Here is a 13,528-nt window from a genome sequence, read left to right as displayed (position 1 = left end):
ACATGGACGTGCAATCAAACACATTTCAAGGAGGAAATACACAATGAGAATCAACCACAACATTGCAGCGCTTAACACGCTGAACCGTCTGTCTTCAAACAACAGCGCAAGCCAAAAGAACATGGAGAAGCTTTCTTCTGGTCTTCGCATCAACCGTGCCGGAGATGACGCAGCAGGTCTTGCAATCTCTGAAAAAATGAGAGGACAAATCCGCGGTCTTGAAATGGCTTCTAAGAACGCTCAAGACGGCATCTCTCTTATCCAAACAGCTGAAGGTGCATTGACTGAAACTCATGCAATCCTTCAACGTATGCGTGAACTTACTGTTCAAGCAGGTAACACTGGAACACAACAACCTGAAGATTTAACTGCAATTAAAGATGAAATGAGTGCGTTAGAAGAAGAAATTAATGGCATCTCTCAACGTACTGAATTTAACGGAAAAAAACTCTTAAATGGTAGTGTGACAGCTGGATTCACATTCCAAATCGGCGCCAATGCTAACCAAAGTATTAACGTTCAAATTGGAAGCATGGATGCAACAACATTAGGGGTAAATGGTATCGATGTTTCAGATGCTGCTTTTGACTTTAACACTGAGATCGCTAAAATTGATACTGCAATTACAACTGTTTCAAGCCAACGTTCTAAACTTGGTGCGGTACAAAACCGTCTAGAGCACACAATCAACAACCTTGGTGCTTCTTCTGAGAACTTAACTGCTGCTGAGTCTCGTATCCGTGACGTAGACATGGCTAAAGAAATGAGCGAGTTCACTAAGAACAACATTCTTTCTCAAGCTTCTCAAGCGATGCTTGCTCAAGCGAACCAACAGCCGCAAAACGTACTTCAATTGCTTCGTTAATTTTAAAAAGATCTTGGCCTTTGCCAAGGTCTTTTTTTACATTTGTCCAAGAATCCTTTGCAGGGATTCCTTTTTTATTTAAACCTCTATGTCTTTTCTCATAATTTTTTTCCATAAAGATATTTAATCTCATTCGCCCTTAGCCGATATAAGTTTTAGATCATAGCATAGGGGATGGTAAAAATTGTCGATCAATAGATTGTCATCTTTAGAACCCATTATTGATGCTTACAAAACACATATGTTGAATAAACAGTACGAAGCTGTTGAACGCCCGCAGCAGACGGACGCTGCAGAATTTACATTTGCTCAGCTTGAAAAAACCGTACAAGGCGCAAACAACCTTTTGGAGCCGTCGCAGGTGCACCTACAGTTTGTGCTTCACGAAAAATTGGGAGAGTATTATGTGAAAGTCGTGGACAATCGGACAGAGGAAGTCGTCCGCGAGATCCCGCCAAAGGAGTGGCTCGATTTTTATGCGGCGATGGCGGAATTTATGGGGTTAATTGTCGATAAAACTACATAGAACAGGAGTGTTAAAGATATGGCGATCAGAATATCAGGATTAGCTTCAGGTATGGATATAGATGAAATTGTCAGCAAATTAATGAAGACGGAGCGTGTCCCGCTTGATAAGCTTACTCAAAAGAAACAGACTTTGGAGTGGCAGCGCGACAGCTATCGTGAAATCAATACGAAAATTAAAGATTTGCAGGAATCCATCAACCTTATGCTCCGTCCCAGCACGTACGGCGCGAAAAAGGTGACAAGCTCTGACGAGTCGGCGGTTACGGCAACAGGCACCACGAATGCGGCGTCAGGCACGATCCAAGTCAACAAGCTGGCGACTGCGGCCACCTATAAATCTTCCAGCCTTTCAGGGTATACCGGGAGCGATCAAACGCTAACTTTCCAAGTGACAGCACCTGGAGAAACGACTGCGAAAAAAGTTGAAATCAGCGTCAGCAGCACGGATACGCTGGATGACATCGTTTCCAAAGTCAACAAATCAAATTTGGGCGTAACCGCTATGAAAGAAAAGATTTATAACGGTTCTGAATATGTAGAAACGATCGCTTTCACATCAAAAGCAACCGGCGCAGGGGGCAGCATACAGGCAGCTGATGATGCGACGGCGAGCTTTATGTCCAATCAGCTCGGATTTGCGCTTGATGCCGACAACAAGCTGACAGCCAGCCAAGCCGGCCAAAACGCCGAAGTTGTCATCAACGGATTGCAGATTGAGAAGACAACGAACAACTTTACCGTTAATAATGTGACATATCAGTTGAAGAATACGACAAACAGCCCCGTTTCGCTTGATGTAGCGACTGATGTTGACGGGATTTATGAAAAGATTAAAGACTTTGTCACACAGTACAACGAACTGATCGATATGGTCAACGGCAAGCTCACGGAAAAGAAATACCGCGACTATACGCCGCTGACAGAAGAACAGAAAAAAGATATGACGGAAAAGCAAATTGAGCTGTGGGAAGAAAAAGCGAAAAGCGGATTGTTAAGGGGCGACACGATTTTAAGCGGCGCCACCAATCAAATGAGGACAGATTTTTATTCGAATGTCTCTGTGAACGGCGAATCGCTGCAGCTCACTCAGTTTGGAATTACGACATCAAGCGTATACAGTCAGCGCGGTCATTTAGAGATCAACGAAGAAAAGCTGAAAGCGAAAATTAAAGAAGACCCTGACAGTGTGGCAAACCTCTTTATGGCGGGAACGAGCAGCACGGAAAATTACAATGAAAAAGGCATCATGAGACGCCTTCAGACGGTTTTGACCGATACGAAGAAGCAGATTGAAGATAAAGCCGGAAATTCAGCAATGGCAAACAATCAATTTACAATCGGGAAAAACTTGAATACAGTTGAATCTGATATTTCGTCCATGAATAACCGCCTGACACAAATCGAAAATCGCTATTATACAAAGTTCACGGCGATGGAAAAAGCGATTCAAAAAATGAATGAACAATCGACATACTTGGCGCAATTGCTTGGACAATAATTGTAATTTGGAGGATCAACAATGGCTTTAAACAATCCGTATGCAGCTTATCAGCAAAATTCAATCAACATGGCGACTCCTGGAGAATTGACGCTTATGCTATTTGACGGCTGCCTTAAATTTATGAAGCTGGCGAAACAGGCGATTGAACAAGAGGATATGGAAACGAAAAATACGAACCTTGTCAAAGCTCAAAACATTATACAGGAGCTCAATATCACCCTTGATCGGAAAGTCGAATTGGCCGCTTCGATGGGGGCGATGTACGAGTATATCCACCGCCGCCTGATTGAAGCAAACATTAACAATGACAAAGATATCGTGGCGGAAGTCGAAGGGTATGTCAAAGATTTACGCGATGCCTGGAAGCAGGCGCTTCAAATTGAACGGCAGGGCCGGTTCGGATCGGGCGGACTGGCATAATGGAAAAGATTGAGCTGCTCTACAGCGAAACAAAACATATGCTCGCTCAAATAAAAGGCGCCCCGGAAAGCGACGAGCTGGTTCAGGCAATTGAAGATTTTCTTAAAAAACGCGATGGCTTGATCCGCGAGATCAAGCCGCCTCTTTCTGAGACGGAAAAGCGGCAGCTGCAGCAGGTGACGGATATGGAGCCATTGATCATGGCCGAACTGAAAAGGCTGCAGCAGGCTGTCAAGCAGGAGCTGCTTCAGGCGAAGCAGAAGCGTGCCATGCATCATTCCTATATCAATCCGTACGCCAACATGACGATTGACGGCACATATTATGACAAGCGCAAATAGGTGATCGCTTTGACAAGCACCGACGATTACATGCTCTTAACGACTTATTATCAGCTTTTGTTTACGATTGAAGAGGGGTTTTGCTATTTAATAGAAGCGAATCAAGATTTGGCGAAGACAGAAGGAGAGCGGATTTTTAACGATTTAATCTATGCTTTTTTTCAGTTGGATTCGTCGCACGCTGTTTTGCTGTCGATTTTGGAGACAAGCTGTGCCAAATCTTCGATTCGTTTTTTTGACAGAGTCTTCCGTGAGTTTGACAGCTTGATCTACTACAATTATCCGTCTGCTGAATTTCAGCATGACTTGATCCATCACTTTTTACCGCTTTATCGGGAATGGATGAAAACGATCCACCAATGCATGAAACCTTATGTCATCCATTAATGGCATACATCTGTCAGGATTCTGCAGGTGTATGCCGTTATTTTTTGTTCTTATTTTATCCGCATGTGAATATATTTAAGATTTAATAAAGGGGCTCAGATGGCAGGAGACAAACTTCGTCAAAATTCACGGATTTTTCACATAATTTTTACGTTTATGCAGGAATTCAGCAGGGAAAAGACGAAATATATTTACATATCCTTAATATAAAGGAGGCGTTCTTTTGATGGAGTTCAACGTCAGAGGAGAAAATATTGAGGTAACACCAGCGTTAAGAGAACACGTCGAGAAGAAGATTGGAAAGCTTGAGCGTTATTTTGAAAATAACGTTGATGCGATTGTTCACGTCAACTTAAAATTCTACAATGATCAGGAATCAAAGGTGGAAGTGACAATTCCAATGACAGACCTCTCTCTCCGTGCGGAAGTTCACCACGAAGATATGTACAATGCAATCGATCTCGCAACGAACAAACTGGAACGTCAAATACGCAAGCATAAAACAAAAGTTAACCGGAAATTCCGCGAAAAAGGTTCTTCGAAGCATGTTTTTGCAGAAGGAAACGGCATCGGAACGGCCGTGCAGGAAGACATTGAGGATGAACAGCCGCAGGTTGTCCGTCAAAAGCGCTTTAATTTAAAGCCGATGGATAATGAAGAAGCGATTTTACAAATGAATATGCTTGGACACAGCTTCTTTGTATTCACGAACGCCGAAACCAATCTGACCAATGTGGTCTACCGAAGAAACGATGGAAAATACGGTTTGATCGAGCCGAACGAATAAATATATCGAGTCCCCTCCCGGATCTTCCGCAGAGGGGATTTTTTCCGTTCCCCCGCGGTAAATTGTTTGGAAATGACAAAAGGTATGATATGATATTGCATATATAAAAATTACTGTTTACTCATGCTTAAACAAGGAAATTAAAGAGGAGCGTTATTCTATGCTTGGAATTTTAAATAAAGTGTTTGATCCGACAAAACGCACGCTCAGCCGTTATGAAAAGAAAGCGAACGAGATTGATGCGCTCAAGGCAGATATAGAGAAGCTTTCAGACGAAGCTTTGAAGCAAAAGACGATCGAGTTCAAAGAGCGCCTTGAAAAAGGCGAAACGGTTGACGATCTTTTGGTTGAAGCGTTTGCCGTTGTCAGGGAAGCTTCCCGGCGCGTGACAGGCATGTTTCCGTTTAAGGTTCAGCTGATGGGGGGCGTCGCCCTTCATGAAGGGAATATCGCCGAAATGAAAACGGGGGAAGGTAAAACGCTGACTTCCACAATGCCCGTTTACTTGAACGCTCTGTCAGGGAAAGGCGTTCACGTCGTGACGGTCAACGAATACCTGGCGAGCCGCGACGCTGAAGAGATGGGGAAAATCTTTGAGTTTCTCGGGCTGACGGTCGGCCTAAACCTGAACAGCCTGTCAAAAGACGAGAAGCGTGAAGCCTATGCAGCAGATATTACGTATTCTACGAATAATGAGCTTGGCTTTGACTACTTGCGCGACAACATGGTGCTTTATAAAGAGCAGATGGTTCAGCGCCCGCTTCATTTTGCGGTCATCGATGAAGTCGACTCCATTTTGATCGATGAAGCAAGAACGCCGCTCATCATTTCTGGACAAGCGGCCAAATCCACCAAGCTTTATGTTCAGGCCAATGCGTTTGTCCGCACGCTAAAAGCGGATCAGGACTACACATACGATGTGAAAACAAAAGGCGTTCAGCTGACTGAAGAGGGGATGACAAAAGCTGAAAAGGCATTTGGCATCGAAAACTTGTTTGACGTCCGCCATGTCGCCTTAAACCATCATATTGCCCAGGCGCTGAAAGCCCATGCGGCGATGCATAAAGACGTCGACTACGTCGTCGAAGACGGTCAGGTCGTTATCGTCGACTCTTTTACAGGCCGTTTGATGAAAGGCCGCCGCTACAGCGACGGACTTCACCAGGCCATTGAAGCGAAGGAAGGCCTTGAGATCCAAAATGAGAGCATGACGCTCGCGACGATCACCTTCCAGAACTATTTCCGAATGTATGAAAAATTGGCTGGAATGACGGGTACCGCAAAAACGGAAGAAGAAGAATTCCGCAACATCTACAACATGCAGGTTGTTACGATTCCGACCAACAAGCCGATTGCCCGCGATGACCGACCGGATTTAATTTACCGGACCATGGAAGGAAAATTTAAAGCTGTTGCAGAGGATGTCGCCCAGCGCTATATGGTCGGACAGCCGGTACTTGTCGGTACGGTTGCGGTTGAAACATCTGAATTGATATCAAGGCTCCTTAAAAATAAAGGAATCCCGCATCAAGTGTTGAACGCGAAAAACCATGAGCGGGAAGCTCAGATTATCGAAGATGCCGGGCAAAAAGGCGCGGTCACCATCGCGACCAACATGGCGGGCCGCGGAACGGACATCAAGCTTGGCGAAGGTGTAAAAGAGCTTGGCGGACTGGCCGTCATCGGTACGGAACGCCATGAATCAAGGCGGATTGACAACCAGCTGCGCGGACGTTCAGGCCGTCAGGGGGACCCTGGTATCACCCAATTTTATCTGTCCATGGAAGATGAATTAATGAAACGCTTCGGCGCAGAGCGGACGATGGCGATGCTTGACCGCTTCGGAATGGACGATTCGACGCCGATACAGAGCAAGATGGTTTCAAGAGCGGTCGAATCTTCACAGAAGCGTGTGGAAGGCAACAACTTTGATGCCCGTAAGCAGCTTCTGCAATACGATGACGTGCTCCGCCAGCAGCGCGAAGTCATCTATAAACAGCGCTTTGAGGTCATCGATTCCGATAACCTCCGCTCCATCGTCGAAAATATGATTAAAGCTTCACTCGAGCGGGCTGTTGCTTCATATACGCCGAAGGAAGATCTGCCTGAAGAGTGGAATCTTGACGGCCTTGTGGAGCTTGTAAATGCGAATTTCCTTGATGAAGGTGGAGTGGAGAAAAGCGACATTTTCGGAAAAGAGCCCGAGGAGATTACAGAGCTCATTTACGACCGCATCAAAACGAAATACGATGAGAAAGAAGAGCGGTACGGCTCTGAACAAATGCGCGAATTTGAGAAAGTCATCGTTCTCCGCGAAGTGGATACGAAATGGATGGATCACATCGATGCGATGGATCAGCTGCGGCAAGGAATTCATCTGCGCGCTTATGCTCAGACAAACCCGCTCCGCGAGTATCAGATGGAAGGCTTTGCAATGTTTGAAAACATGATCGCGGCGATTGAAGATGATGTAGCCAAATTCGTCATGAAGGCTGAAATCGAAAACAACCTTGAGCGCGAAGAGGTCATTCAAGGACAGACGACAGCCCATCAGCCGAAAGAAGGCGATGAGGAAAAACAAGCGAAGAAAAAACCGGTCCGCAAAGCGGTGGATATCGGACGCAATGATCCTTGCTACTGCGGAAGCGGAAAAAAATATAAAAACTGCTGCGGAAGAACAGAATAAAAAGAGGTGCACGCCTCTTTTTATTTTGAACCGGCTGAAATATATGATGAGGTGAAAGAATAATGGAATTGGCAGAAATCAGACAGGAACTTGAAAATATGGCTACTCGGTTAGCGGACTTCAGGGGGTCTCTTTGACCTCGAAACAAAGGAAGCAAGAATCAGCGAATTAGACGAGCAGATGGCTGACCCCGACTTTTGGGGAGATCAGCAGAAAGCGCAGACGATCATTAATGAAGCGAATGCGTTAAAAGACTATGTCAACACGTACAAAAGTTTAAGCGAGTCTCATGAAGAACTGCAAATGACACATGATCTTTTAAAAGAAGATCCTGACCAGGACCTGCAAAATGAACTGGTCAACGAGCTGAAAAGCTTAACAAAGCAGTTTAATGAATTTGAGCTCCAGCTATTGTTAAGCGAGCCTTATGATAAAAACAATGCGATCCTTGAGCTTCACCCGGGAGCCGGCGGCACCGAATCACAGGATTGGGGTTCAATGCTTCTCAGAATGTACACCAGGTGGGCAGAGCGCCGCGGATTCAAGGTGGAAACCCTTGATTACCTTCCAGGAGATGAGGCGGGAATCAAGTCTGTCACTCTCCTGATTAAAGGCCACAATGCCTACGGTTATTTAAAAGCCGAAAAAGGCGTGCACAGGCTCGTCAGAATTTCTCCGTTTGACTCTTCAGGGCGCAGGCACACGTCGTTTGTGTCTTGTGATGTCATGCCTGAATTCAACGAAGAAATCGACATTGAGATCCGTACGGAAGATATTAAAGTCGATACGTACAGGGCAAGCGGCGCCGGCGGCCAGCACGTCAATACGACAGACTCCGCCGTCAGGATCACCCACTTGCCGACAGGCGTCATCGTCACTTGTCAGACAGAGCGATCACAAATTAAAAACCGCGAACGTGCCATGAAAATGCTGAAATCGAAGCTGTATCAGCGCAGAATCGAGGAGCAGCAGGCACAGCTGGACGAAATTCGCGGCGAACAAAAAGAAATCGGCTGGGGAAGCCAGATCCGCTCATACGTTTTCCACCCGTATTCTCTAGTGAAGGATCATCGAACCAACACGGAAATGGGGAACGTGCAGGCGGTTATGGACGGAGACATTGACTCTTTCATTGACGCATATTTGCGTTCCAAGCTTTCCTAAATTGAAGAAAGGCGCATCCACATTGTGAGGATGTGCCTTTTTTGCGGGGAAAATTGCCTGAATCTGGGCAGCTTAAGCCGTAAGAAGCTTTGTCCCTCTGCCGCTTTATTCAATTAATACGTTATTTGGCTGTTATTTACTTACAGTATGCTAAATGCTATACTCTCGATTGGTAATGAATCGTGCGGAGGATGACAGACATGAATATGGACAAAACGAGATATCAATTGTTTACGGTGCTGCGTGACTACGGCTATATCCTGTTTGGATCAGCCGTCGTCGCTGTGACATTTAATATGTTTTTGCTTCCCAACCGGATTGCAGCCGGCGGAGTCAGCGGCATCAGCACCATTTTGCAATCGTTCGGCTTTGAAGCCGCCTATGTGCAATGGGCATTTAATATTCCTTTATTTATTGCCGGGGTTCTGGTACTCGGAGGAAAATTCGGCATCAAGACGCTTGTCGGGTCTGTTTTTCTCCCGTTTGTCGTATACGTGACGCGGGACATTGCTCCGGCGACAGAGAATCCGCTCTTGGCCGCCATTTTCGGCGGTGTCGGCATCGGAGTCGGGATCGGGATGGTCTTTCTCGGAAGGGGCTCGACAGGCGGCACTGCGCTGGCCGCGCAAATCATTCATAAGTACACCGGGCTGTCGCAAGGCAAATGTTTGGCGCTGATTGACGGAACGATCGTCCTGTCCGCGATGTTTGTTTTTAACATCGAACAGGGACTTTATGCTATGCTTGGCGTTTATATATCAAGCAAAACCATCGATGTCATCCAGGTCGGATTGAACCGTTCCAAAATGGCGATGATCATTACGAACCGGGAAGAGGAAGTTCGACATGCGGTACTGAATAAAATCGACAGGGGGATTACGAAAATATCAGCGGTCGGAGGCTATACAGATGATGAGCGGCCTATTTTGATGTGCGTGGTCGGCCAGACCGAGTTCACAAAGCTGAAACAACTCGTAAAACACATTGATGAGTCTGCATTTGTCATTGCGATGGATGCTTCAGAGGTGCTTGGCGAGGGTTTTAAACGCGCATAATCGAGGTTATAATAAAGGTTGACTTGTTAAAGGAGCTGACTTGAAAAAATGAAAATGAAGCTGTTTACTCTGTTTATGGCTGTTTCTTTTGTGCTGGCTGCCTGCGGCGGCAATAACAACGAAAGCAAAGAGAAAAATACAGGCGGGCAAGCAACTGCAACCGACGGGGAAGAGATTTACCAGCAAAACTGCACAGGCTGCCATGGTAAGGATTTGGCCGGCGGTTCCGCTCCGAGTTTGAAGGAAGTTGGCGGCAAGTATAAGGAAAGCGAAATTAAGGACATTGTAGTCAACGGCCGCGGCGGAATGCCTGGCAATCTTGTAGACGAAAAAGAAGCTGAAGCGGTCGCGAAGTGGCTTTCAGAGAAAAAGTAAGCATGCCTTGCCAGTCAGGAGGCGAAAAGAACCTTCTTCACGTTCAGGTGAAAAAGGTTCTTTTTTTGTTGAAAAGGTCTTTTTGCCTATTGGGAAAACGGAATTAACGGGTTCTTTTGTCTTAAATAAGGCCCAAAGTACAAATTTTTTGGCTGATTTTGCGTTTTTCCTATAACTTAGGTCGGCATTGAAACAAAACTGTAATATCATTTTGTCTAATCTTGACGTATAATGGGTGTTGTTGAAAAAGGGCTTGAATTAATACCATTTATCGTGAAATTGGCAGGGGACACAAAACGACAGGCCCTTTCGAAGAGTATGACCGTATAAACATAAAAGATTAGGTGATTACATGATCGAAATAAAAGATGTATATAAGACTTATTCCAACGGGGTCTCGGCGCTGAACGGAATAAGCATCTCTATATATCCCGGGGAATTTGTTTATGTTGTAGGACCGAGCGGAGCAGGAAAATCAACCTTCATTAAAATGATTTACCGCGAAGAAAAGCCTTCCAAAGGGAAGATTGTCATAAACAATAAAAATTTGGCGCAGCTCAAAGAAAAAGAGATTCCTTTTATCAGAAGGAAAATCGGCGTTGTATTCCAAGACTTTAAACTGCTGCCGAAGCTGACGGTGTTTGAAAATGTTGCATTTGCTTTAGAGGTCATCGGGGAGCGCCCAGAGGTGATCAGAAAAAAAGTGCTTGAAGTGCTTGATCTTGTCCAGCTGAAGCACAAAGCAAGGCAATTTCCTGATCAGCTGTCCGGAGGAGAACAGCAACGGGTTTCAATTGCGCGGTCAATCGTCAACGACCCTGATGTCGTGATCGCTGACGAGCCGACGGGAAACCTTGACCCTGAGACGTCTTGGGAAATCATGAAGACGCTCGAAGAGATCAACAACCGCGGAACAACAGTCGTTATGGCGACTCATAACAAAGAAATCGTAAACACCATGAAGAAACGGGTCATCGCAATCGAAGACGGGGTCATTGTGCGTGATGAAGCTAGAGGGGAGTATGGTTCTTATGATTAGAACTCTCGGACGGCATTTGCGCGAGAGCTTAAAATCTCTCGGGAGAAACGCGTGGATGACTTTCGCATCCATCAGTGCTGTAACAGTTACACTTATCTTGGTCGGCGTGTTCATGGTCATCATGCTGAACGTATACAATATGACATTAAAAGCCGAACAAGAAGTCGAAGTCAAAGTGCTGGTTGACTTAACGGCCAACCAGGATCAAAAAAATACATTGGAAAAAGAAATAAAGAAAATACCGGAAATCAGCAGTGTCAAATACTCATCTAAAGATGAAGAACTCAAAAACCTGAAAGACAGCTTTGGGGAAGACGGGAAATTCTTTGCGATGTTCGAGCAGGAAAACCCGCTGAACGATGCATTTGTCGTAAAAACAAAAGACCCTCAAGACACACCGAAAGCTGCCAAGAAGCTTGAGAAGCTGACCAATGTCTATAAGGTGACATACGGACAGGAGCAGGTAGACCGCTTGTTTAAAATCAGCAATGTCGCCAAAGTCATCGGGATTGCATTGGTCATCGGCCTGCTGTTTACGGCGATGTTTTTAATTTCTAATACGATCAAAATTACGATTTTTGCGAGACGCAAAGAAATCGAGATTATGAAACTTGTAGGTGCGACAAACTGGTTCATTCGCTGGCCATTTTTCATTGAAGGTTTGCTCTTGGGTGTATGCGGTTCTATCATTCCGATCGCTATTTTGCTCGGAACGTATCATCATGCCGTTCAGTGGATCGCTCCGAAAGTTCAAGGCACTTTCATACAGCTCTTGCCGTACAATCCGTTCGTCTTCCAGATTTCAGCGATCCTGGTGCTGATCGGAGCCGTTATCGGTGTATGGGGAAGCTTGATGTCGATTCGCAAATTCTTAAAAGTTTAAACCGGCGCTTTCGCCGGTTGTATCATGTTTAAAGCTGGGATGCCTGCAAAGCGCCGGGCTCCCTTGATTCTGAAGGCAAGGAGGAACCAAGGTTGAAAAGAAAGCTTATGACGCTGGGGCTGACCGCTGTGCTCGGATCGTCGGCAGTGCTGATCCCCTTAAAAAGCAACCATGCTTTAGCTTATGAAGACTTGGAGAAAAAAAAGAGCGACGTTCAAAGCAAAAAATCTGAAAACGAGTCAAAACTCGAAAAAACGAAACAGGAGCTTTCAGAGCTTGAATCAAAGGAAGCAAGCCTGAGAAGCGAGATCGAGAAAATCGACCGTAAGATGACGGACACGAATGAAAAGCTGGAAAAGAAAAATGAAGAAATCGATAAAACAAAGAAAAGCATCGAAGAGCTGAAAAAGCAAATAAAAAAGCTTAAAGAAAAGATTGAGAAACGCAATAAAATATTGAAAGACCGTGTTCGCTCAATGCAGGAAAACGGCGGTTCTGTTCAATACATAGATGTGCTTCTCGGCTCGAAAAGCTTCGGGGATTTCATCAGCCGCGCGGGTGCGGTTTCGACAATTGTAGAAGCTGATAAAGACCTGATGGAAGAGCAAAAACGCGATCTTCAGCTTGTCGAGGAAAAGGAAACTAAGCTGAGCAAGGACCTTGAAAGCCTTGAAAAAGCGCTCAAAGACCTGGAAGATTTAAAAAAGACGCTCGACAAACAGCAAAAAGAGAAAGCAAATGTCATGAAAAAAGTGAAGCAAGATAAAGATCATGCACATGAAGAACTTGGTTCACTCGAAAATGAAGCAGAAATTTTAAAGCGCCAGGATGAAGCGATCAAAGCCGAAGAGGCGCATCGCAAAAAGCAGGAAGCTGAAGCGAGCCGCCAGGCTTCAAGCGGCCAATCGGAAGCTTCCTCATCTAAACCGTCGGCACCAAGCAGCTCAGGCTTTATCCGCCCTGCTTCCGGCACATTTACTTCCGGGTTCGGAAAGCGTTCGCTCGGAAATCACTTCGGCGTAGACATCGCCAAGCGCGGTTCAGGCGTTCCGATTTATGCGGCCGCCGCCGGAACGGTCTATAACGCCCATTACTCGTCCAGCTACGGCAATGTTGTGTTTATTACCCATAACATCAACGGGCAAACATATCAGACGGTCTACGCTCACATGTCTTCAATTAAAGTGCAGACAGGCCAGCGTGTTGAACAGGGACAAGTGATCGGAACGATGGGAAATACAGGCCAATCCTACGGGCAGCATCTTCACTTTGAAATTCATAAAGGCCTTTGGAACAACGCGAAATCCAATGCTGTTGATCCGGCCAATTATATACCGCTTTAAAATGAAAGCCGATTCGTCCGGAGATGGACTGAATCGGCTTTTTGTTATTCAAACTGGGTTTTTCTCAAAATTTATTCTTGTCAGAAAATAACACAAGGTATAGAATGAAAGTGACAACTGTCGACAGTCGACAATTTGAAATAGGGGATGATCC

The 13,528-nt window shown here is 45.4% G+C and carries 14 protein-coding genes; all 14 read left to right on the top strand.

The window, feature by feature from the left end; genetic code table 11:
• The first annotated feature begins 43 nt into the window (after positions 1-43).
• The 14 genes from hag to H7F26_RS03245 all read left to right on the top strand — a co-directional run bounded on the left by hag (position 44) and on the right by H7F26_RS03245 (position 13,374).
• Entirely contained in the window at positions 44-865 is an 822-nt protein-coding gene (gene hag / locus H7F26_RS03310) for a flagellin Hag (RefSeq protein ID WP_003185695.1), read from the top strand.
• A gap of 184 nt (positions 866-1,049) precedes the next feature.
• Positions 1,050-1,391, top strand: coding sequence for a flagellar protein FlaG (flaG, locus tag H7F26_RS03305; RefSeq protein WP_025806161.1), 342 nt, complete (start codon positions 1,050-1,052; stop codon positions 1,389-1,391).
• An 18-nt stretch (positions 1,392-1,409) separates the two neighbouring features.
• Complete coding sequence (locus H7F26_RS03300; protein WP_003185690.1) at positions 1,410-2,891, top strand: flagellar hook-associated protein 2; 1,482 nt, start codon at positions 1,410-1,412, stop codon at positions 2,889-2,891.
• Between the two features lie 21 nt (positions 2,892-2,912).
• Positions 2,913-3,314, top strand: coding sequence for a flagellar export chaperone FliS (gene fliS / locus H7F26_RS03295; RefSeq protein ID WP_003185688.1), 402 nt, complete (start codon positions 2,913-2,915; stop codon positions 3,312-3,314).
• A complete protein-coding gene (gene fliT, locus H7F26_RS03290) occupies positions 3,314-3,655 on the top strand; it encodes a flagella biosynthesis regulatory protein FliT (RefSeq protein WP_003185686.1) in 342 nt (113 codons plus the stop codon). The genes fliS and fliT overlap by 1 nt, the downstream gene beginning before the upstream one ends.
• Before the next feature lie 9 nt (positions 3,656-3,664).
• Positions 3,665-4,042 (top strand): DUF8042 domain-containing protein, encoded by a 378-nt coding sequence (locus tag H7F26_RS03285; RefSeq protein WP_003185684.1) that lies wholly within the window; start codon positions 3,665-3,667, stop codon positions 4,040-4,042.
• A 226-nt stretch (positions 4,043-4,268) separates the two neighbouring features.
• A complete protein-coding gene (gene hpf, locus H7F26_RS03280) occupies positions 4,269-4,829 on the top strand; it encodes a ribosome hibernation-promoting factor, HPF/YfiA family (RefSeq protein WP_009329664.1) in 561 nt (186 codons plus the stop codon).
• A 160-nt stretch (positions 4,830-4,989) separates the two neighbouring features.
• A complete protein-coding gene (gene secA / locus H7F26_RS03275) occupies positions 4,990-7,515 on the top strand; it encodes a preprotein translocase subunit SecA (RefSeq protein WP_003185681.1) in 2,526 nt (841 codons plus the stop codon).
• A gap of 62 nt (positions 7,516-7,577) precedes the next feature.
• Positions 7,578-8,679 (top strand): peptide chain release factor 2 gene (gene prfB, locus H7F26_RS03270; RefSeq protein WP_097366454.1). Its coding sequence is split into 2 segments (ribosomal slippage): positions 7,578-7,649 and positions 7,651-8,679, totalling 1,101 coding nucleotides; the frame shifts between segments, so codons are not numbered across the junction.
• Between the two features lie 200 nt (positions 8,680-8,879).
• Complete coding sequence (locus H7F26_RS03265) at positions 8,880-9,734, top strand: YitT family protein (RefSeq protein WP_003185675.1); 855 nt, start codon at positions 8,880-8,882, stop codon at positions 9,732-9,734.
• Positions 9,735-9,782: 48 nt separating this feature from the next.
• On the top strand, positions 9,783-10,109 hold the full coding sequence (cccB, locus tag H7F26_RS03260) for a cytochrome c551 (RefSeq protein WP_003185673.1): 327 nt from the start codon (positions 9,783-9,785) through the stop codon (positions 10,107-10,109).
• A gap of 352 nt (positions 10,110-10,461) precedes the next feature.
• Positions 10,462-11,148, top strand: a complete 687-nt coding sequence (gene ftsE, locus H7F26_RS03255) for a cell division ATP-binding protein FtsE (RefSeq protein ID WP_003185670.1) — start codon at positions 10,462-10,464, stop codon at positions 11,146-11,148.
• On the top strand, positions 11,141-12,031 hold the full coding sequence (gene ftsX / locus H7F26_RS03250; RefSeq protein WP_011198348.1) for a permease-like cell division protein FtsX: 891 nt from the start codon (positions 11,141-11,143) through the stop codon (positions 12,029-12,031). The genes ftsE and ftsX overlap by 8 nt, the downstream gene beginning before the upstream one ends.
• A gap of 92 nt (positions 12,032-12,123) precedes the next feature.
• Complete coding sequence (locus tag H7F26_RS03245) at positions 12,124-13,374, top strand: murein hydrolase activator EnvC family protein (RefSeq protein WP_003185665.1); 1,251 nt, start codon at positions 12,124-12,126, stop codon at positions 13,372-13,374.
• Positions 13,375-13,528 lie beyond the last annotated feature (154 nt).

The sequence above is a fragment of the Bacillus sp. PAMC28748 genome (assembly GCF_014250415.1).
GTDB classification, from domain to species: Bacteria; Bacillota; Bacilli; order Bacillales; family Bacillaceae; genus Bacillus; species Bacillus licheniformis.
This window is presented reverse-complemented; position numbering and strand designations above follow the sequence as displayed.

Excerpts from the sequence above, each read along its gene's own strand:
- hag (WP_003185695.1), top strand. The coding sequence starts at position 44 with ATGAGAATCAACCACAACATTGCAGCGCTTAACACGCTGAACCGTCTG.
- H7F26_RS03265 (WP_003185675.1), top strand. The coding sequence starts at position 8,880 with ATGAATATGGACAAAACGAGATATCAATTGTTTACGGTGCTGCGTGAC.
- cccB (WP_003185673.1), top strand. The coding sequence starts at position 9,783 with ATGAAAATGAAGCTGTTTACTCTGTTTATGGCTGTTTCTTTTGTGCTG.
- ftsE (WP_003185670.1), top strand. The coding sequence starts at position 10,462 with ATGATCGAAATAAAAGATGTATATAAGACTTATTCCAACGGGGTCTCG.
- hpf (WP_009329664.1), top strand. The coding sequence starts at position 4,269 with ATGGAGTTCAACGTCAGAGGAGAAAATATTGAGGTAACACCAGCGTTA.
- fliS (WP_003185688.1), top strand. The coding sequence starts at position 2,913 with ATGGCTTTAAACAATCCGTATGCAGCTTATCAGCAAAATTCAATCAAC.
- ftsX (WP_011198348.1), top strand. The coding sequence starts at position 11,141 with ATGATTAGAACTCTCGGACGGCATTTGCGCGAGAGCTTAAAATCTCTC.
- H7F26_RS03300 (WP_003185690.1), top strand. The coding sequence starts at position 1,410 with ATGGCGATCAGAATATCAGGATTAGCTTCAGGTATGGATATAGATGAA.
- fliT (WP_003185686.1), top strand. The coding sequence starts at position 3,314 with ATGGAAAAGATTGAGCTGCTCTACAGCGAAACAAAACATATGCTCGCT.
- secA (WP_003185681.1), top strand. The coding sequence starts at position 4,990 with ATGCTTGGAATTTTAAATAAAGTGTTTGATCCGACAAAACGCACGCTC.